Here is a 19,434-nt window from a genome sequence, read left to right as displayed (position 1 = left end):
AGAAGCGAGGGTGAGCGGCAGATGCTTAGAATCGGCGTTGATATCGGTGGGACGTTCACAGATTTTTGCGGGTGGCGTGAAGGAGAGGACAGGATCGTCACTCTGAAGGTTCCTTCGACTCCTCCCGCTTTCGAAAACGGTTTCCGCGAGGGATTCGAAAAACTACTGGAACGGCTCGCGCCCGAGCCGGGCGAGGCAGCCTTCGTCATGCACGGCACCACGGTCAGCACGAATGCCGTAATCGAGCGAAAAGGCCCGAAGATCGCGTTCTTCGTAACGAAGGGATACAGGGATCTGCTCGAACTGCAGCGGATCGGCGTCCGCAACCCTCTGAACCTGTTCGAGACCCGAACCAGGCCGCTGATCGATCGCGAGATGGTTTTCGAGGTTGAGGAACGCCTGCTGCGCGGCGGCTTGGTTCGAACCTCGATCGACGAGGCCGCAGTCGAGGCACTTGCCCGTCGTGCAGCCGACGCAGGTGCTGCCGGCTATGCCGTCGCGCTGCTTCACAGCTACGCCAACCCGCAGCATGAAAAAGCGGTCGCGCGGGTTATCCGTAAAGCGGTCGGCGAGGATGCCGAAGTCAGTCTGTCCAGCGAGATCTGGCCGCGGATCGGAGAATACGAAAGAGCGATCGTCAGTGTGCTCAACGCTTTCGTGAAACGCCGGATGAACGAGTATATCGGTGCGGTCGAAACCTATGTGGCTGAACGGCTGCCGGGGTCGCAACTTTTCGTCACACGCTCGAACGGTGGTGCGATGGCCGCCTGTGAGGCGCGCAACTTCCCCGTCCATACGCTTCTGTCGGGTCCGGCGTCTGGCGTGACGGCTGTGCAATATCTCGGCCGCGCCTTGGGCGAACATAACATCCTCACCATGGACATGGGTGGCACCAGCACTGACATCTCGCTCGTGCGCGATGGCGAAGCTCTGACCTCGACTTCGGCCGAGGTGGGTGAGTTTCCGGTTGTCATGCCAGTTACCAGCATCGAGGCGATCGGCGCAGGCGGCGGTTCGGTCGTCACGATTGATGGCGGGGTGTTGCGTATCGGCCCGCGCAGTGCTGGGTCCTATCCTGGCCCTGCCTGCTTCAGCCGAGGCGGCACGGAACCCACGCTGACCGATGCCTTTTTACTTGCGGGCTATTTGCCTGAAGCCCTTCTTGGCGGCGATATGCAGCTCGATCGTCATGCCGCCGAACGCGCTATGGCGCCGATTGCGGAGACTCTCAAGACGGACGTTCTCAGCGCCGCGGAAATGTGCGTCACCGTCGCAAGCTCGAACATGGTAGCGGGCGTCCTGCCGTATCTGGCTCGACAGGGCGTCGATCCTGAAGATCTGACAGTGCTCGTTTATGGCGGCGCTGGCGCGATCCAGGGGCCGCTCCTTGCGGCCGAGATCGGCGTGAACCGCGTCCTGGTGCCGGCGACGCCCTCCGTCTTTTGCGCCCTCGGAGGCCTCGTTTCTGATTTGAGCAACGACGCACTCGAAACCGTCCACGGCCTTGATATCGATGGTTCTCTCATCGCGAAGAAGTTTCAGGTCCTTCGCGAGCAGGGAGCCGAATGGTTATCGCGGCAGGTACCGCCGGAGCGTCTCGTGTCGAAAACGTTCGAGTGCTGGGCCGAGATGCGTTATGTCGGACAGTCCTTCCAGGTCGACGTGCGGCTGCCGGATACGGCGATCGAAGCGCACGACATCGCCGCAATGCATGCCGCCTTCCACCAGGAGCACGAACGCATCTACAGCCACGCCGACAAAGCGGCGCCGGTCGAATTCGTCGACCTGCGCATGCGCGTGCGTGGATCGATGTCGATACCTCAGCCCTCCACACCTGAAACGTCTGGGGCTGGCGATGCGCTCAAAGGGGTTCGTTCGATGCGCTTCCAGAACAAACTCATTCCTGAGGTACGCGTCTTCGATCGCGCGTCTCTCACCCCCAACGATGCGATCCAGGGGCCGGCCGTCATTGAGCAGCGTGATGCGACGATCGTCGTTCCGCCGGAGTTCGTTGCGCGCGTCGGAGCCTATGGCGCAATCCTCATGACCCGGAGCTGATCAATGGATGCCGTTCGTACTGCCGTCATGAACAATCGCTTCAACGCGATTGTCGAAGAAGCCTCTGCCGCGATCTACCGCACCGCCCACACGACTTTTGTTAAGATCGTGCAGGATTACCAGTGTGCGATTGCGACTGCCGAAGGCGAAATGTTCGCTTATCCGATGTTGTCTGGCGTCAATGTCTTCGTCGGCTCCCCGTTGAAGCCGACGCTGGATGCCATCGGCCGGGAGAACCTGAAGCCAGGCGATATCATCATCACCAACGATCCCTTTGCGACGGACGGTCTGGTGACGCACCTGATGGACGTTACGCTGCTTTATCCGATCTTCTACGATGAGAAGCTGATCGCGATCGGCTGGGCCTTTGTCCATGCGTCCGATATCGGCGGCGCCGTTCCAGGAAGTATCTCGCCAGCCTTCACGGAAGTTTTCCAGGAGGGCCTCCGGGTCAGGCCAATGAAGCTCTATGAAGGTGGGGTTTTGAACGATGCGATCAAGTCGATCTTCCAGGACAACAGCCGTATTCCGACCGAGTTGTGGGGCGACATTCAGGCGATGATCTCGGGCCTGAAGAGCATGGACCGGCGGGTCAACGAGCTTTGCGAGCGATATGGTCGTGAGAGTGTCGAGGAGGGGATGCAGGACGTCATCAACTACGCGGAAACGAAGGCTCGCGCAGTTATCAGGACGATCCGGGACGGTGTCTACACCTTCTCCGATTATCTGGAAGGGATTAATGATGGTCAGCTCGCCTATTTCAGCGTGACTATGACGGTGAAGGACAGTGAGATCGAGGTCGATTTTACCGGGACGGATCCGCAATTGGCGGCCGCATATAACTTGGTGACGGGGGCAACGACCCATCCGTATATCATCCAGTGCCTGTATGCCTACATTCTGACCGTTGATCCGCTAACACCGCGCAACTCCGGTATCTTGCGGGCCATCCATGGTCACGCTCCACGCGGCACGGTCCTCAACGCAGTTTTTCCCGCATCCGGCGGCTCGCGTGCCGCGTCCGCGACACGCGCCTACGATGTTATTCTGGGCTGCCTCAATCAAGCGCTGCCGGAGGGGCTTGCAGCGGCCGGCGGCGGCATGAGCGGCGTCATCGTTGTTTCGGCTCCCGATCCTCGTACAGGCCGTGACCGTGTCAACGTGGTGGGCACGATCGACGGCGGCGGCGGTGCCCGCCGTGGCGTTGACGGCCTGGACGGATCGGAAGTGCGCTACTCACAGCGCAGCGTGCCAGTCGAAGTCATCGAGATCGAAACGGTGCTGGTCATGCGGGCGCTGCGCCTTGTTCCGGACAGCCGCCGCGCGGGTCGGTTCGTCAGCGGCGCCGCACTCGAAATCGAAATGGAAAACACGTCAAATCGCGCGATCATAACGGTCAGAAACCTCAACCGGTTTGTGTTTGCGCCGTGGGGCTTCAAGGGGGGAGAGATTGGTCTCCTGGGCAAGGCGGTCGTCAATCCCGACCGGCCCGCTGAGCGATCGGTCGGCAAGATCTCGGTGCTGGAGCTCGGACAGGGTGATATTCTCAGGATCACCAGTTCCACAGGTGGGGCGTTCGGCGAACCTCTCGAACGGGATGTCGCGGCGATCGCACGCGAGATCGAAAACGGCATGCTTTCGCCCGAGCGGGCCGCCGACGTCTATGCTGTCGTCTTCGACCGGGACGGCAAGATTGACGAGGCGGCGACTGCGGAACATCGCCGCGAACGCGGGAACCGAAGGTCAGACGACTTCAATTTCTGCATCGAACGCCAGCGACAGGACCACGTGTGGTCGCAGCAGACACGCAGGGAACTGGCATCGCGGGCACTGACCTATGAACAGCGCATCCGCAGCCAGCTCGTCGATCGCGTTCATCACCGCCTGTTGGCGAAAGGTGAGCGGGTCGATGCCGTGAAACTGGATCAAGTCATCGCCGAAGAAGCCGGCCGGTTGTAGCGGCGATGGTCTTGTGATCGTGAGCAGTTAGTGTGAACGGTCGTCAGAAAGTGCGGCTATTGGAAGGGATGCCTCCTTCAGGAGGCATCCTTTGTTCAATCAGGATTTCACAAGCGCCGCTATTTTCGCGCTGAAATCAGGTTTTGCGCAGCCAACGTCGCAAACTCGACAAAAGGCAGTATCCCCGGAACCGGGCAATCCGGATTCCAGCCCACGGCCATTGAAATTTCGACGGACATATCGTCCACAACTCGGGTAACAACGCCGTCGGTGGCCATCGCAGACACCCACTCTGGCAGGAATGTGATCCCGACGCCGGCAGTCACCAGGGCCAGAGCTGTGTTGGTGTCGGAGACCGCTATGTCGTTCTCGATTAGCAGGCCGGCGCCGGAAAGTTGCTCGAATACAGTCTCAAAACTCGATAGCTCGAAGCGCTTGAGCGCGAAAACACCGTGTCCGGCGAAATCTGACAATCTCAATGCCGGCTTTCTCGCAAGTGCCGATTGGCGAGGCATGACGGCAACAAATCGCTCCGAGAGCAGGTGTCGAAACCGTACCAGATTGCTGTTGGATGGCGGTCGCATCAAGCCGACATGGAAGTCACCACGCTCGATCCCTCGCAGAAGCTCGATGGAATCGAGCTCCTTGACGACAAGTCGTGTTCTGGGAAACCTTTGCCGGAAACGACTTAGGACCAAGGGTAGCAGTTGACTGGTGGCCGGGCTGATCGCTCCGATAACCAGCTCTTCACCGCCGGGGCTGAGCCCGCCGGCTTCCAGCTTGGCGTTGAGGATTGCCTCGTCAAGCTTCAAGAGAATTTCGCGGGCGTGATCAAGGAATGACACCCCCGCGCGCGTCAACTCTACGCGCCGCGTAGAGCGGATGAACAGTTGCACACCCATGAGATCTTCGAGCCGCTTGATCTGCTGGCTGAGCGTCGGTTGCGACATGTTTAGTCGGATCGCGGCCCTGCGGAAATGTAGTTCTTCAGCGGCAACGACAAAACAGCGGATGCTTCCGATCTCTATTTGATACGACATCTCCGCTCACCAATACAAAGCAACGTAACATTCAAACCCGAAGATTTGAATGTTACGTCGACATTCGCCTGAGCGCACTCTTTCGCTCGGTAATCCAACGGGGATTTCCGAGTTCTAGTGCGTCTCCACGGCCTTCGGAACCGTCCCGCCCACCCGGGCGCGCATGTGCGGATTGAGCCACCACTCCGCCAGCATGACCAGACGGCTGACAACGAACGTGATGGACAGGTAGATCGCACCGGCGACGATGAACACTTCGACCGGGCTGTAGGTGGCCGAGATGATCTGCTTCGCCAGACCGGTCACTTCGACGATAGTGATTGTCGAAGCAAGCGACGTCGATTTGATGATGAGCATCACTTCGTTGCCATAGGCCGGCAACGCTTGCCGGATGGCGATCGGGAACACGATTCTCCTGAACTGGAGAATTGTGGACATGCCGACAGCGCGCGCGGCTTCGATCTGCCCTAGAGGAACCGCCTGTATGCCGCCCCGGATGATTTCGCTGGTATAGGCCGCGGTATTGAGGGCCAGAGCGAGGATCGCGCAAAACCACGGTTCGCGGAACGACGACCACAGACCAATTTCCGTGAGAAACCCTCTGAACTGAGCCGACCCGTAGTAAATCAGGAACATCTGCACCAGAAGCGGGGTCGATCTGATCAGGTAGACGTAGCCGTATGCTACCGAAGAAACGATGCGGTTTTTCGAAAGCCGTATAAGCGCGACAGGCACTGAAACAACAAATCCGATGAGGAGCGATATAAACGCGAGCGCCAGCGTCGTGGGGACGGCAGCAATGAGTTTGGGGAAGGACTCGGTGATGAGCTGAATATCCATATTATTGGCTCCTCACACCGCGGTTCGCCCACTTTTCAGCTTTGAGAAAGCCCCGATTTGACACGGAGGAAAGAAGAAGGAAGATCACGAAGGCGGTGATATAGAAGGTAAAGGGCTGCTTCGTCGAACCTGCGCCCATCGCCGCTGTCCGCATGATTTCGACCAGGCCGACAACGGAGATTAGCGACGTGTCCTTGAGCGTGAACTGCCAGACATTTCCAAGGCCTGGGAGGGCGAACCTAGCCGCTTGTGGGATCAGCACCCGGCGCAGCCGCAGCCATGGACCCATCCCAATGGATTTCGCCGCTTCGATCTGGCCGGGGGGAACAGCGAGAACGGCAGCGCGAATGACCTCGGTGGCATATGCTCCGGCACTCACGCTGATGCAGAGGACGCCGATCACGAAGATTGGAGGCTCGATGTACCCCTCGTATCCGAACAGTCCATTGGCGATGGTGCGCAGGAGTGTGCCGCCACCGAAGAATACCAGAAAGATGATGAGCAGTTCAGGGACGCCGCGAACGACCGTCGTATAGACGTCACCGAGCAGGCGTAGTGACCAGAAACGGGATAGCTTTGCCGCAGCAAAAATCGAACCAAAGATGATTCCGAAAAAGTACGAACAGGCTGCGACGACAACAGTCATCATCGCCCCGCGCACCAATTCATCGCCCCAGCCGGCATCTCCCCATTGCAATAGTGTTAAATCCATCGACCACGCCTCAAGCTTGCAAAACGGATAGAGCGCCGGCCACACGAGTGCCGACGCTCCAACTGAAAGTGATTACTGCTTGGGAGACGCGTCGTAACCGAACCACTGTTGGGACAGCTTCTGGACGGTGCCGTCCGCGATAGCGGCATCAATTGCTTTGTCGAACAGAGCTTTGAGATCGGTATCCTCTTTGCGGATGCCAACGCCGACACCCTTTCCGAATAATCCCCCCGTCATCCTCGGGCCAAACATCTTCAGGTCCTTGTTGTCGGGCTTGTCCGTTAGAGGCTTCAGGAAGCTGACCGAAGCCAGGCTCGCGTCGATCCGGCCTGCCTTCAGATCCATCACAACGTTGTCGATGGTGTCGTAGGTCGAAATCTGAACGCTGGGCATCATCTGTTTCATGAACGCTTCATGAGATGTACCGGCCTGAACGCCGAACTTCACGCCCTCAAAAACCTTGGTGAACTTATCCAACTCGGCTTTCTGGTCGGGGGTGATATTGTCGAGCGGAAGGTTCTCGATTGCCGCCTGGGTTTTCAGAAGCGGGCTGTCCGCTGTCGTCAGGAACGTCATCGGCGTGAGGAGATACGGGCGGGAGAACGAAATGACTTTTTCGCGCGCCGGCTGGATGCCCATTGCCGCCATAATGGCATCGTACCGACCCGCGGTAAGGGAAGGTATGATCCCATCCCAAGCCTGCTCGACGAATTTGCATTCAATGTTCATGCGCTTGCAAAGGTCGTTTCCGAGATCGATGTCGAAGCCGATCAGCTTTCCGCCCGCATCCTTGAAGTTGTAGGGCGCGTAAGATCCTTCGGTCGCAATTGTGATGTTTTTGTAGTCCTTGGCCACTGACGGGCCCGCCGCGACAAGGACGCCAGTCACAATTGCCGCAAGCGCATTCAAGTTGAAGAATTTCATGACGTTCACCTCTGTTGCTGTTATTGTTTATTTTCGAATGTTGACTCTTCTGCGCGCCTGCTCGCTCACAGAACGCTGGAGAGGAAGGCCCGACACCTTGGTGACGTCGGATTCTGGAACACTTCTTGCGGCGTTCCCTGCTCTTCGATTTGCCCCTTCTCGAGGAAGAGAACCTTGCTCGATACGTCGCGAGCAAAACCCATTTCGTGCGTTACCACGACCATTGTCCGCCCCTCTTCGGCGAGCTTCCTGATCACCTTCAGGACTTCGCCCACCAATTCCGGATCGAGGGCAGAGGTTGGTTCGTCGAAGAGAAGCGCGCTCGGCTGCATAGCCAGTGCGCGTGCGATGCTGACGCGCTGTTGTTGTCCACCTGACAATTGAGACGGGTAGGCGTCGTGCTTGTCGGCAATACCAACCTTGTCCAGGAAATCCATTGCACGGTCGCGCACGTCGCCCTTGGGCTGTTTGAGAACGTGTACGGGGCCTTCCATAACGTTCTGCAGGACAGTCATATGCCCCCACAGATTGAAGCTCTGGAACACCATGCCGAGTTGCATCCGCATGCGTTCGATCTTTTTGCGATCGACGCCGATCAATCGGCCAGCCGCATCCGTTTTGACGACGACCTCTTCCTGCCCAACTGCGATACGGCCCTTGTTCGGGGTTTCGAGGAAGTTCATACAGCGCAAGAAAGTGCTCTTACCGGAGCCGGAGCTGCCGATAATCGAAACCACATCGCCTTTATTGGCCGTGAGTGAAATGCCCTTCAGAACTTCCAGCGTTCCAAAGTTCTTATGGATATCTTCTGCCACCAGGGTGGGCTGCGTTCCGTCCATTCGCGTTCCCTTGTTCTATCATTCCCGATCTCTTGCGATGCAACGCAAAACCGTGCCGATAGCACTGCCGAGAATGGCGCAACCGGCATCTGCCCGGCTTTCATTCTCAAAGGCGAAACACGTATTGACGTGGTCACCGCGTACATTCTTCGAGAGTAGGACCCAGTTTTTCTATTGTTACTAAAAGCTTGCCTTCCATATCGCAAGGGCAGTAATAGGCATGCGCCCATGTGTATTTGTTATGGAGGAAGCAATGATTCAATCGCGTCAGTTAGAAGCGTTCCGGGCAGTCATGCTGACAGGAGGTATGACGTCAGCAGCGAATCTGGTGAGGATCACGCAGCCCGCGATCAGTCGGCTGATCAGGGATCTCGAAGAGGAAATTGGGATCAGCCTCTTCGAAAGAACGGGCAACCGGTTACGTCCTACGCGGGAGGCCGGTATTCTGTTCAAGGAAGTGTCGCGACATTTCAATGGGATTCAGCACATCGACAAAGTCGCGGCTGAATTGAAGAAGTCTCACATGGGGTCTCTAAGGGTCGCCTGTTATACGGCGCCGGCTCTGAGTTTTATGTCCGGCGTCATTCAGACGTTCATCGCCGGTCGGCCCGACGTGTCGGTCTACCTCGACACGGTTCCCTCCCAGACGGTCCTCGAATTGGTCTCGCTCCAGCACTACGATCTCGGAATATCGATATTGGCTGGCGACTATCCTGGTCTCACCATCGAACCTGTCCCTTCCTTTCGTGCCGTCTGCCTGCTGCCGCCGGGGCATCGTCTCGAAGACAAGGAGACTGTTCATGCGACGGACCTTGAAGGAGAGTCATTAGTTTGCCTCTCTCCAGTGAGCCTTCTACGGATGCAAACGGACGCCGCACTGGACAGCTGTGGCGTCCACTGTAATCGCAGGATAGAAAGTAGTCTGGCGCTGAATCTCTGCGATCTGGTAAGTAGGGGAATGGGGGTTGGCATCGTCGATCCCTTTACTGCCGACTATTATAGCGCCAATCCGGTTATTCAGCGGCCCTTTGATCCAATCGTTCCGTACCATTTCGCCATAGTTTTGCCGACCGACAGTCCACCGCCCCGACTGGTTAGCGAATTTCGAGCAGTTTTGCTCGATGCCTTGAAGGCGTTGCCGTACGAGACAGTTTGATGACGCAACACGTAGAGCTGCGCAGAAATGGCGAGATCGCAGATTTTGCTGTTCTGTGAGCAATACCGCACTGAACTCAATGATGTCTGTGTCATCACCAACGGGAACGAACGCAAGGTTCCTGTAATCCTCGCTGACTGTCGATTCCAGCGTCATGAACACGCCGAAACCGCAAGCCGCGAGGGTAAGCAGGTCATCCCGTCCGACGTCGTGGACCGAGATGCCTGGACTTGACCCGCTCTCGTACAGCTTCCTTAAAAGCAAAGATTCCATTTCGACGCCCTTATCGTTAGCCGGGCTCAAAAAGGTCTCTTCACGCAGGTCGTCCCAGGGAAGGCTTGGCAGCTCCGCGAGACGATGACTTTTCGGCAGTGCTACGACGAGACGTTCATTCCACATCCTTGTCGTCGTGCAGCCGTGCACTTCCGGTGCACCTGCCAGAAAAGCCACATCAAGGCGCCGGCTGAGCAAACGACTGCCGGCGATCCGCTGCGAAACCTCCTCCACACGTACGTCGACCGACGGATAAGCCGTGCGATAGCTTTCCAGCAAGTCTCCGAGAAAGCCGTTAGCGAGACCCGCCAGTCTCTTTTGTTCATCATGTCCGCTTCCAAATGGTCCTTTGGCTCTCTCGGCAGATACATCTGCTCCATTCCGGCTTCCTCAACCGGAAACCTGTATTTCGCATTCACCTGAAGCTGTAATTCTCGCTTTCCGCTTGATGAAATCGATCCGTAGCTCGGCGAGCGCGGCGTCGAGATTCCAAATCAAAACAAGGCTTCCGGCGCCGTCGATTGATGCCTTGAACGATCCATTGAAGGCCGGATGGGTGTTACGGAAGCGGATCAAGTCCGACAGCCGTTTGACAAGCGGGGTTTCAAGAGCGAGATTAATTTCCCGATCTTGGTAAAAATGCCGATTGATGTCACGCCCGACGCCAGTCTCTCCCAGCAATCGCATGTCATTGATCCCGCCCAAAAGGCCGACGTAGTAGACTTGCGGAATACCGGGTGCGAAAAACTGGATTGCGCGAGCGATGAGGTAGTCGTTGTCGTTACGGCCGAGGGCGTCGTAATAGGTGCAATTCACCTGATAGAGATCAAGGTTAGAAGCTGCAGCGCCTGTTGCCAAACGGCTCTGCCCCTCGGAGCGCCTGTGAATTTCCTCGACCAGATGGTCGATTGCCTGCGGTTCTAAAAGTCCGGGCCGGCCATCACTGTGCGCGCCTACATCGATGACGCCGATCCCGTCGTGAGTGTCGAGAACGGTGATTGCGTTGCGAGGGCTGATCTCCAGCCAACGCGCCAGCGCTGTCGCATCGCCCGTGAACAATGAATGCAATATCAGTGGCGGCAGCGCGAAATCGTAGACGCGGTCAACCTTCCTGGCGATTTCGATCTGGTCACGATAGTAACTGTGAATTTCGACAAGAACCTCCATCCCGCGATCCCGTGCCATCTCGGCGAGCTTGGCAAGGAAGGCATAGGTCTCATCAATCATGAAGCAACTGGTTCCGGCCTTCTTGATCGCGTAGCCGGCGGCATCGAGGCGGATTGCCGTTACGTTGGCTTCAGCAAAGCGATCGAGGATGGTCTCCAGGTATAAGGCGCCATGGGCACTGTGGACATCGATGTCGATCTGTTGGGGGGTGAATGTGGTCCACAGCATCCGCTGGCTGCCATCTGCAAGCGTGACCTTTGAAAACGGCAGGCCGGGGCGCGGCCGATAGATATTCAGGAGGTCCTGCTCGCTGGCACCACGGGGAAAGACCTTGCCGAATGTCGTGAACATGTCTGCAAATTCTGATTCAGGCCCTTTTGCGATGAAGTCCTGGAACCAGCTCGATTGCGCCGAGACATGGTTGACAATGAGATCGGCCATGATCTCCACGGAACCGGCTAGGCCGCGAACGTCATCCCAGTTACCGAGGCGAGGATCGACAATCGTGTGATCGGTGGGATCGAACCCGGCATCAGCACCGTCGGTAGGATCGAAGAATGGCAAGGCATGGACACCACCGAACAGGCCTTGCAGCTTCCCGTCGAGCAAAGCTCTCAACTCCGGGAAGCCACCTCCGCTTAACCGGTCGACGTAGGTGATAAGTTGTACTCTGTTCTTCATTTGGGACTCTTCGTCTGCGGCCCTCCACTGAGGAGGGTGTATGGGTCGTTGTGGTCTGTCAGTTAGTTGAATTGCCAGTGAGGAGACGGCTTTCTCCAAGCAGCCCCTGTTCGTCCATGATCGGATGCGCGACGGAAACGATATGGGCGTTGATCCGTTTGAGATCACGCAGGATGTCGAGATGAAGGGAGCTCGTCTGCAGGCTGTCCGCCCGCCCGTCGCGCAATCGTTGAAGGTGTCGCTCCGAAGACCGTTTCTCCATGTGGCGCACCTCGATCTTTCGCTCCATAAGTTGTTTTGCGAGGTTGACATCACGGGTGATGAGAATCGTCTGGGCGATCCTGAGATTGTCGATGGTCAGCTGGAAAAGCTGATGAAGCTCGGCAAACCCGTCCTCGGAGAATCTGAGGCCTTGCCCGATCTTCTTGGTGACTTCGGGCAGAAGACCCTTTTCAATGATGTCACCGATGTGCTCGAGGTTGATGGCGTAGTCGATGATGACGATGGAACGGCGACCTTCATCTTCAGACAGTCCGGCTCGCCCGAGTTTCGAGAGATAGACTTTGACCTCTTGCTGCAGCCGGTCGACCTGACGTTCGAGCGGCGAGATATCCCTGAGCCTGGCGGCATTGTTCCGTTCAAAGGCGTCCGACACTTTCAGGAGCATTCGTTCGATCAGATCTCCGACACCAAGCACCTCGCGTGAAGCGCTGGTGAGGGCCACGATCGGCGTCGAAAGTTCATCCGGATCCAGAAATTTTGGGGTGTTCTCCGTCTGGGCCTGCTCGGGGATCAGGATGGTCATCCAGCGCGCGAGGAGTTTGGAAAATGGCCAGGCCAGGAGCGCCAGAGCGATGTTGAAGGCCAGATGCGCATCGACTGGTAGCTTGGCGTAGGGGAGGGGCAACATCGAAAGCCAGTTGGCCAAAATGCTGGCCGCAGGCAGAGTGAGCACGCAGCCAATCGCCCGAACGATCAGATTGCCCAACGTGACGCGTCTGGAGGCTGCCGTCCCCGACAGAGCAGCAATCACCGGCGGGATCGCGCCTCCCAGATTGGCCCCGAGAACCAGAGCGACAACAAGGCCACCAGACAAAAGGCCGGTCGTAGCTAATGACAGGATGAGGACGACCGCGGCAAGGCTTGAAGATGACACAAATGCGATCATTGCGGCAAAGATCATCGCGACAGGCCACGCGTCGTCGAGCAGCCCGATGAAGGCTCCAAGCGCCTGAGAATGGCGTAAGGGTTCGGTCGCTGCGCTGAGAAGATGCAACGAGAGCAGCATCAGCGCGATACCTATCATTGCCGTGCCAGCGCCTTGGCGGGAGGTCGAGCCGCCTCGATAAAGAATGATGCCCACAACCAACAGGAACGGTGAAATCCACTCAATGCCGGTCGCAACGATCCAGGCTGTGACAGCCGTACCGACATTAGCTCCAAGCAGCACGACCTGCGCCATGCGTGGCTTTATCAATTCCCGCTCAACGAACGACGAAACCATAAGCGCGGTCGCTGTGGAACTCTGAAGCGCAACGGTCGCAACGAAACCCGTCAGGAACGATCGGACGCTGCTTTTCGTCCCGGTGGCGAGACCGGTTCTTAGCTTTGAACCAAGTGCGCGCGAGGCACCATCCTTGACCTGAGCCAGACCGAACAGCAGCAATGCCACGGCCCCGAACAGGTTGATCATGACGATGGTCGATTCCAACCTATGCTCCTCACCAAGATCTTTGCGTAGCGGCTTCCACCGATGAGATACCCGCTGGATGCGGCGGTGTACGAGGTAGGACATCTGCTATGTTGGATTTTGAGCTGACGCGCGTGGCTGCTCTCCATAGTGGGCTCGGTTTAGCCGTCTTTCGGCGAAGGAGCCGGTGGGCGAGCAGGGAGGATCGCTGCCCACCGGCATCCTGCCCGCGCCGCCCCGCGGGCAGGATTGACCTGATGTCGACCCGTTTTGCTGGCTTGCGAAAAACAGGTGAGTTGGCTGCCAGGTTCTCAACGCCGCCCGACATCTCATTAAAGTCCGTCATATTTTTCTCTCCCTTGCCCAACTCTTGCCTGTCGCTGCCTGCCTGATTGATTTCGCTCATTATAACAATGGTTTCGGGGAGAATCTTTTTCTGTTGTTTCGGGAAATCGATCGATAACTGCTCTAACCATCTGCTGCATCGCAGCAAACTGTCATGAAACTTTCATTTGACGAGGAACGATTCCGCTCATATTGTGATCGATATAGATCATATTTCTACCAAAGGGAAGCGCTGGTGTTCAACTCGACTCAGGACCGTCAGGCAAAAATCGTCGAGCTGTTGCGCAGCGAGCAGTTTGTACCGATCGGCAAACTCACGGAGCACTTTCAGATTTCCGTGGCGACTGCCCGGCGAGATCTGAGCGAGCTCCACGAGGCTGGACTTTTGCGCAGGACCCACGGCGGTGCTGTTAGTGTAACTCAAGTCGCTCAGGACAAGCCCAACGCGGCCCGTGCGGTCTGGAATCAGACCGAGAAGGCGGCAATTGCGGCCGTCGTCGCCGGGATGATTGTCGATGGAGACACGGTTCTCCTCGATGCCGGTACGACGGCACTGGAGGTCGCGAGGAAGCTTGCCGGACGCCGGAACCTCACGTTCATTTCAAACGGTCTCGACATCGTTGAGGAACTGACCCGCGGTGAAGGGCAGAGCATCTATTCTGTCGGAGGAGAATATACCGATACGAACCGCTCTTTTCGGGGTCCTCTGGCCGAGCAGTTCATTCGGCAGTTCAATGTTGACAAACTCATTCTCAATGCCGCGTCAATCGATATTGACCGCGGATTGATCTGCACCTCGTCGCCAGTGAATGCGAGTGTCGCCCGCGCCATGATCGAGGTTTCGAGCCGCGTGATCGTTGTCGCGGACCACTCGAAGTTCACCAAATCGAGCCTCTCGGTAACTGCGAAAATCGAGGACATCGGTGTCATCGTCACCGACGCCGGAACCCGAAGCATTATCGAGACAGTACCTGAAAAGCTGCGGAAGAAGTTCGTTATCGCGAACTAGGTTCGAAGCCCGCACGAAATATCAACCACATTCACACGATCTGGGAGGATAACTAAATGCTTAAGACCAATCGCAGGCATTTTATGATGGGCACCGCTGCAATAGCGGTCGCTTCAACTGCAGGCGCCAGGTTCGCCTTCGCGCAGGAACGCCGGGAACTTCGGCTCGGTGTAAACGGATTGCCGAACTCGCTGGAGCCGGTGAATGCGATCAGCAATGTCGGTCCCCGCATCGTCAATCAGATCTTCGACACGCTGATTGCGCGCGATTTCTTTGCCAAGGGAGCGCCCGGCAATGCTATCGACCTGGTGCCGGCGCTCGCCGAGAGCTGGGAGCGGATTGATGACAAGTCGGTACGTTTCAAGCTGCGCCAGAAGGTCAAGTTCCACGACGGCGCGGAACTGACTGCGGAAGATGTCGCATACACATTCTCCTCGGAACGGCTCTGGGGTCCTGAAGCGATGCGGTTACGACGGTACGCCAATCACCTACCACACGATGGGCAACTACTACGCCAACGCCATGCCCGCGTTGATGATGATGATCGAAATGTGGAAGCAGATCGGCGTCAATGTGGTCATGAAAACCTACGCGCCAGGCAGCTTTCCTCCCGACAACCAGACCTGGATCAGAAATTGGTCAAACGGGCAGTGGATGACGGATGCATACGCCACAATCGTTCCCGAGTTCGGACCCAACGGTCAGGTTCAAAAACGTTGGGGTTGGAAGGCACCGGCCGAGTTCAATGAGCTATGCGAGAAGGTGACGATCCTGCCAAATGGTAAGGAACGCTTCGACGCCTACAATCGTATGCGGGACATCTTCGAAGAGGAGGCGCCAGCCGTCATTCTCTACCAGCCATACGACGTCTACGCCGCGCGCAAGGATGTCCACTGGAAGCCGGTCAGCTTCGAAATGATGGAGTTCCGCAACAATCTCAGCTTCGGCTGAACGCGCTAGCGGGTTGGCGCGCGTTGCAGACGCGCGCCGCCTTCGGGAGGAGTTTGAGTTGTCAAATCTACTAACAGTTCGCGATCTGGTCGTTCAGGTACCGGCGCGAGACATCACCATCATAAACCGTGTCAGTTTCTCGCTGGATGCGGGTCAGACGCTCGGACTCGTCGGCGAATCCGGCTGCGGGAAGAGCATGACCTGCTATGCCATAGCAAAGGCGTTACCGCGGGGGATTGTTCAAACCGGAGGTTCCATCAATTTTGATGTCGATCAGCGAGGTGATGGCAAGCCGACTATCGCGATGATCTATCAGGATCCGACGAGTAGCCTCAATCCAGTGCATTCGATTGGTTACTATCTGGAATCCAGCCTCTATCGTCATCAAGGACTGAAGGGTAACGATGCGCGGCTGGAAGCCATGCGCCTTCTGGAGCGAGTCGGCATTGACCGCGCCAAGAGCCGCCTTCGGTCCTACCCGCACGAGTTCTCAGGCGGCATGAACCAGCGCGTAATGATCGCGCACGCACTCGCTGCCAAGCCAAAACTGATGATCGCCGATGAACCCACAACGGCACTCGACGTGACGACGCAGGCCCAGATACTCCATCTTCTGGAAGAGCTCAGATCAGAGACGGGCATGGCGCTTCTGATCGTGTCACACGATCTGGGCGTGATTGCTCGCCTGGCCGATCGTGCAGCGGTCATGTATTGCGGCAAAATCGTCGAGACAGCCCCGGTCGTTGAGTTGCTGGAGCGTGCCGCGCATCCTTATGCTCGCGCCTTGATCGGCTGCATGCCGATAATCGACCCGGACGATCTCGAACCGCCAATACCGATTCCAGGGTCCGTACCCCTTCTCGATAACCTTCCTGCCGGATGCTACTACCATCCGCGGTGTCCTCGCGCGAACGAGCAATGCATCGCCAGTTTTCCCGGTTCTATCAATGTCGGCCCGCTCCACGATGCCGCCTGCTATCATCCGGTGAGCCCATGAGTACGCCTCTTCTTCAAGCCCGAGACGTCACCAAGGTCTTCCGGTTGAAGTCCGGACTGTTCACGAAGCGGTCCGTGCACGTGGCGGTGAACTCCATCAATCTTGAACTCGCTCGACGCGAACGGATAGGTGTGGTGGGAGAATCCGGCAGCGGGAAATCGACACTCGGTCGACTTCTTCTTGGACTGGCTTCCGCAACCGAGGGGGAAGTCTTGTTCGACGGGATGGCGCACACGGATCGCACAGCGCGAGACTGGTCGGCGTTTCGTAAGCAAACATCCCTGGTACAGCAAAACCCGCTTTCCGCCCTTAATCCGCAAATGACAATCGGCGAGCAGGTGGCTGAAGCCGTATGGGTGCACCGCGTCGCAGATCGCACAGGAGCGCGGGATCGGGCTGCGGCCATGCTCGACCGTGTCGGTCTCTCAAGTGCGATGATGAACCGCTATCCGCACCAGATGTCGGGTGGCCAACGGCAGCGCGTCGTTATCGCACGCGCACTTATCCTCGATCCCAAGCTGGTCGTGTTCGATGAGGCGGTATCGGCTCTCGACGTCTCGGTGCAGGCTCAGGTCGTCGCGCTCCTGCGGTCTCTCTGGACGGAGCTGGATCTCGCTTATGTCTTCATCACCCACGATCTGCGCATAGTTCGTCATCTCGTCGATCGCATCGCCGTCATGTATCTCGGCCGTGTCGTGGAAACCGGTGATATAAAATCTGTCTATGAGTGGCCGCGACATCCCTATACGCGAGCGCTGCTTGCCTCTGTCCCGACGATGGATCCGACTGTCCGAAATATCGAGCCGCCCATCAAGGGGGAACTTGACGTCGGGAAGGTTATGAATGGCTGTGCCTTTCGGTCTCGCTGCCCGTTCGCGATCGATAGATGCGTGACCGAAACCCCAGCGCTGCGGCCAATCGCGGGACAAATGGCAGCGTGTCACAGGGCGGAGGAATTCCCCAGATCGATAGCTTCACCAGTCGGTCTGGCGCAGCACGCGGAGGTGGCGCAATGATGAACTTCATACTTGGCCGCTTGGTCCGGGCAATGGCTGTGCTCATCCTGACCGTGACGTTCGTCTTTATTATTCTCAGGTTGGGCGGCGATCCAGCCCGTTCGATGTTGGGCGAGAATGCGACACCAGAAGCGTTAACGGCATTCCGGACGGCATGGGGCCTGGACAGGTCGATCCCCGAGCAGTTCCTGATCTATGTCGCCCACGCGCTCAGGGGTGATTTTGGGGTGTCGGCGGCAGACGGTCGCGAAGTATTCGCCGTCATTGCGGAGCGTATCCCGAAAACGCTGACGCTGACGATATCAGCATTCATATTGAGTCTGCTTGTCGGTATTCCGGCAGGGATCGTCGCGGCGGTGCGTCGCGATAGTGCAGCCGACAAGTCTGTTATGGCAGGGGCCGTCCTTGGATATAGTGTGCCCAACTTCCTACTTGGACTCATGCTCATTTTTGTGTTCGCTGTCTGGCTACGTGTGCTGCCGAGCTCCGGCAGTTCCACCTGGCAACACGCAATCCTGCCTGTAGCAACATTTGGCCTTGTAAATGCTGCCGCGATCGCACGCTTCGCACGTTCCGCGCTCATTGAGGTTTTGGAACAGCCTTATATCGCCGCAGCTCGTGCGGACGGCATCCCGAAGTGGGAGGTGGTTATTCGCCACGCACTACCCAACGCCGCAATCCCGATGGTGACCATGTTGGGTTTTGTGGCGGCCGGTTTGCTGGGCGGGTCGGCGATTGTGGAGACCGTGTTTGCCTGGCCAGGACTGGGTAGCGGGTTTGTGCGCGCCATAACCTTAAGCGACCTCAATGTGGTTCAGGCGATGATCCTCCTCTTCACGGCCTTCATGGTCACGGTCAATCTGATCGTTGATGTTCTCTATGCCGTGCTGAACCCTAAAATCAGGCTGCAAAAAAATGACCACTAACACGCTCGCTTCGCCGAAAAGGCAATTCCTGAAATCTGCCAGCCGGATTCCGGTCAGTATCTGGCTGTGCCTGATCTGGATAGCTGTCGTCGTCTTTGTGGGTGTGACGGCACAGTGGATCGGCCCCTTTGATTATCTTCAGCAGTCACCTCTTGCCCGCTTTGCGCCGCCCGGTGCGCCGGGACATCTGCTGGGGACCGACTATCTTGGTCGCGATGTCCTCAGCAATATCTTGGTTGCAACTCAGACGTCTTTGATGATTGCACTTCTCGGCTCTTTGATCTGCGCGTTTATCGGTACAAGCCTCGGATTCCTGGCTGCCCACTTTGGCGGCTGGGTCGACAACGCAATCATGGGATTTGCGGATGCGAAAGCATCGGTGCCCTTCATCATTTTCGCCCTCGGCGTGCTGGCCTTTCTCGGGTCCAGTCCGCTCATACTTCTGATGCTCGTGGGCGTCGCGTCATTTGAGCGCTATGCACGCCTCACGCGTGGCCTTGTACTGAGCGCCAACCAGGAAGGATATGCTGAAGCTGCCCGGATTGTCGGCGTTCCATCCCTGCGAATTTATCTGCGTCATGTTCTCCCAAACATTGCGGGACCACTTATCGTTCAGATCACTTTGAACTTCCCCGAAATCATCCTTTTGGAAAGCGGGCTGAGCTTTCTAGGGCTTGGAATTCAACCTCCAGAGACAAGCCTCGGGCTTATGGTTGCTGACGGGAGAAACTACATCGCAATTGCATGGTGGCTCATCGCCTTACCCGGCGTCGTTATTGTGCTCACCACTTTGTCCATAAGCCTGCTCGGCGACTATTTGCGCGATCGTTTCGACGCGCGGCTGCGTTAAA

Annotated in this window: 17 protein-coding genes and 1 pseudogene; 10 read left to right on the top strand and 8 right to left on the bottom strand. The window is 57.3% G+C overall.

All coding sequences use genetic code 11. The annotated features are described in order from the left end of the window. Positions 1 to 21: 21 nt before the first annotated feature. Together JZX88_RS19960 and JZX88_RS19955 are read left to right on the top strand one after the other, a co-directional pair. Positions 22 to 2,058: a hydantoinase/oxoprolinase family protein gene (locus JZX88_RS19960; RefSeq protein ID WP_206914543.1), complete on the top strand. Its 2,037-nt coding sequence runs from the start codon at positions 22 to 24 to the stop codon at positions 2,056 to 2,058. A gap of 3 nt (positions 2,059 to 2,061) precedes the next feature. Next, positions 2,062 to 4,017 carry a hydantoinase B/oxoprolinase family protein gene (locus JZX88_RS19955; RefSeq protein ID WP_173995248.1) on the top strand — a complete coding sequence of 652 codons (1,956 nt, stop codon included), beginning with the start codon at positions 2,062 to 2,064 and terminating at the stop codon, positions 4,015 to 4,017. Between the two features lie 119 nt (positions 4,018 to 4,136). Here JZX88_RS19955 and JZX88_RS19950 read toward each other — a convergent pair whose 3' ends face one another. The 5 genes from JZX88_RS19950 to nocP form a co-directional block, all read right to left on the bottom strand. Beyond that, a complete protein-coding gene (locus JZX88_RS19950) occupies positions 4,137 to 5,057 on the bottom strand; it encodes a LysR family transcriptional regulator (protein WP_173995249.1) in 921 nt (306 codons plus the stop codon). Positions 5,058 to 5,171: 114 nt separating this feature from the next. Continuing rightward, the gene (locus JZX88_RS19945; protein ID WP_173995250.1) at positions 5,172 to 5,897 is read right to left on the bottom strand and encodes an ABC transporter permease; all 726 of its coding nucleotides are present in this window, start codon (positions 5,895 to 5,897) and stop codon (positions 5,172 to 5,174) included. A gap of 1 nt (position 5,898) precedes the next feature. Continuing rightward, the gene (gene nocQ / locus JZX88_RS19940) at positions 5,899 to 6,609 is read right to left on the bottom strand and encodes a nopaline ABC transporter permease NocQ (RefSeq protein WP_173995258.1); all 711 of its coding nucleotides are present in this window, start codon (positions 6,607 to 6,609) and stop codon (positions 5,899 to 5,901) included. A 72-nt stretch (positions 6,610 to 6,681) separates the two neighbouring features. Further along, on the bottom strand, positions 6,682 to 7,533 hold the full coding sequence (nocT, locus tag JZX88_RS19935; RefSeq protein WP_173995251.1) for a nopaline ABC transporter substrate-binding protein NocT: 852 nt from the start codon (positions 7,531 to 7,533) through the stop codon (positions 6,682 to 6,684). 65 nt (positions 7,534 to 7,598) lie between these two features. Then, a complete protein-coding gene (nocP, locus tag JZX88_RS19930; protein ID WP_012654959.1) occupies positions 7,599 to 8,372 on the bottom strand; it encodes a nopaline ABC transporter ATP-binding protein NocP in 774 nt (257 codons plus the stop codon). Between the two features lie 253 nt (positions 8,373 to 8,625). Between nocP and JZX88_RS19925 the strand changes: the two genes are divergently transcribed. After that, a complete protein-coding gene (locus JZX88_RS19925) occupies positions 8,626 to 9,528 on the top strand; it encodes a LysR family transcriptional regulator (RefSeq protein ID WP_172691247.1) in 903 nt (300 codons plus the stop codon). Between the two features lie 21 nt (positions 9,529 to 9,549). On the opposite strand, the pseudogene JZX88_RS26445 reads toward JZX88_RS19925, so the two are convergent. The 3 genes and pseudogenes from JZX88_RS26445 to JZX88_RS19915 form a co-directional block, all read right to left on the bottom strand. Continuing rightward, positions 9,550 to 10,113 (bottom strand): annotated as a pseudogene (locus JZX88_RS26445) (LysR family substrate-binding domain-containing protein); the annotation flags it as partial. Positions 10,114 to 10,191: 78 nt separating this feature from the next. After that, a complete protein-coding gene (gtfA, locus tag JZX88_RS19920; RefSeq protein ID WP_128287339.1) occupies positions 10,192 to 11,649 on the bottom strand; it encodes a sucrose phosphorylase in 1,458 nt (485 codons plus the stop codon). Between the two features lie 58 nt (positions 11,650 to 11,707). Beyond that, complete coding sequence (locus JZX88_RS19915) at positions 11,708 to 13,360, bottom strand: Na/Pi cotransporter family protein (RefSeq protein WP_128287340.1); 1,653 nt, start codon at positions 13,358 to 13,360, stop codon at positions 11,708 to 11,710. Positions 13,361 to 13,916: 556 nt separating this feature from the next. Between JZX88_RS19915 and JZX88_RS19910 the strand changes: the two genes are divergently transcribed. The 7 genes from JZX88_RS19910 to JZX88_RS19885 are packed head-to-tail and all read left to right on the top strand — an operon-like array spanning position 13,917 to position 19,433. Then, the gene (locus tag JZX88_RS19910; RefSeq protein ID WP_128287355.1) at positions 13,917 to 14,693 is read left to right on the top strand and encodes a DeoR/GlpR family DNA-binding transcription regulator; all 777 of its coding nucleotides are present in this window, start codon (positions 13,917 to 13,919) and stop codon (positions 14,691 to 14,693) included. Between the two features lie 56 nt (positions 14,694 to 14,749). Next, positions 14,750 to 15,442 (top strand): ABC transporter substrate-binding protein, encoded by a 693-nt coding sequence (locus JZX88_RS19905; RefSeq protein ID WP_246753507.1) that lies wholly within the window; start codon positions 14,750 to 14,752, stop codon positions 15,440 to 15,442. A 13-nt stretch (positions 15,443 to 15,455) separates the two neighbouring features. Next, positions 15,456 to 15,644, top strand: a complete 189-nt coding sequence (locus JZX88_RS26150; RefSeq protein ID WP_246753506.1) for a hypothetical protein — start codon at positions 15,456 to 15,458, stop codon at positions 15,642 to 15,644. 58 nt (positions 15,645 to 15,702) lie between these two features. Continuing rightward, positions 15,703 to 16,641, top strand: a complete 939-nt coding sequence (locus JZX88_RS19900) for an ABC transporter ATP-binding protein (RefSeq protein ID WP_161974319.1) — start codon at positions 15,703 to 15,705, stop codon at positions 16,639 to 16,641. Continuing rightward, a complete protein-coding gene (locus tag JZX88_RS19895) occupies positions 16,638 to 17,657 on the top strand; it encodes an ABC transporter ATP-binding protein (protein WP_173995253.1) in 1,020 nt (339 codons plus the stop codon). Before JZX88_RS19900 ends, JZX88_RS19895 begins: the two co-directional genes overlap by 4 nt. Beyond that, the gene (locus JZX88_RS19890; RefSeq protein WP_128287344.1) at positions 17,654 to 18,583 is read left to right on the top strand and encodes an ABC transporter permease; all 930 of its coding nucleotides are present in this window, start codon (positions 17,654 to 17,656) and stop codon (positions 18,581 to 18,583) included. Before JZX88_RS19895 ends, JZX88_RS19890 begins: the two co-directional genes overlap by 4 nt. Then, a complete protein-coding gene (locus JZX88_RS19885; RefSeq protein WP_128287345.1) occupies positions 18,573 to 19,433 on the top strand; it encodes an ABC transporter permease in 861 nt (286 codons plus the stop codon). The genes JZX88_RS19890 and JZX88_RS19885 overlap by 11 nt, the downstream gene beginning before the upstream one ends. The last annotated feature ends 1 nt before the right edge of the window (position 19,434 follow it).

The sequence above is a fragment of the Agrobacterium sp. OT33 genome, from assembly GCF_017313365.1.
Lineage (GTDB): Bacteria > Pseudomonadota > Alphaproteobacteria > Rhizobiales > Rhizobiaceae > Agrobacterium > Agrobacterium rhizogenes_A.
The sequence above is the reverse complement of the archived record's forward strand: the minus strand, read 5'-3'. Positions and strand labels throughout refer to the sequence as shown.

Bases quoted from the DNA above. Each gene is read 5' to 3' on its own strand.
- nocP (WP_012654959.1), bottom strand. From the start codon at position 8,372: ATGGACGGAACGCAGCCCACCCTGGTGGCAGAAGATATCCATAAGAAC.
- JZX88_RS19885 (WP_128287345.1), top strand. From the start codon at position 18,573: ATGACCACTAACACGCTCGCTTCGCCGAAAAGGCAATTCCTGAAATCT.
- nocQ (WP_173995258.1), bottom strand. From the start codon at position 6,609: ATGGATTTAACACTATTGCAATGGGGAGATGCCGGCTGGGGCGATGAA.
- JZX88_RS19955 (WP_173995248.1), top strand. From the start codon at position 2,062: ATGGATGCCGTTCGTACTGCCGTCATGAACAATCGCTTCAACGCGATT.
- JZX88_RS19950 (WP_173995249.1), bottom strand. From the start codon at position 5,057: ATGTCGTATCAAATAGAGATCGGAAGCATCCGCTGTTTTGTCGTTGCC.
- JZX88_RS19960 (WP_206914543.1), top strand. From the start codon at position 22: ATGCTTAGAATCGGCGTTGATATCGGTGGGACGTTCACAGATTTTTGC.
- JZX88_RS19925 (WP_172691247.1), top strand. From the start codon at position 8,626: ATGATTCAATCGCGTCAGTTAGAAGCGTTCCGGGCAGTCATGCTGACA.
- JZX88_RS19890 (WP_128287344.1), top strand. From the start codon at position 17,654: ATGATGAACTTCATACTTGGCCGCTTGGTCCGGGCAATGGCTGTGCTC.
- JZX88_RS19905 (WP_246753507.1), top strand. From the start codon at position 14,750: ATGCTTAAGACCAATCGCAGGCATTTTATGATGGGCACCGCTGCAATA.
- JZX88_RS19895 (WP_173995253.1), top strand. From the start codon at position 16,638: ATGAGTACGCCTCTTCTTCAAGCCCGAGACGTCACCAAGGTCTTCCGG.
- JZX88_RS19945 (WP_173995250.1), bottom strand. From the start codon at position 5,897: ATGGATATTCAGCTCATCACCGAGTCCTTCCCCAAACTCATTGCTGCC.
- gtfA (WP_128287339.1), bottom strand. From the start codon at position 11,649: ATGAAGAACAGAGTACAACTTATCACCTACGTCGACCGGTTAAGCGGA.
- nocT (WP_173995251.1), bottom strand. From the start codon at position 7,533: ATGAAATTCTTCAACTTGAATGCGCTTGCGGCAATTGTGACTGGCGTC.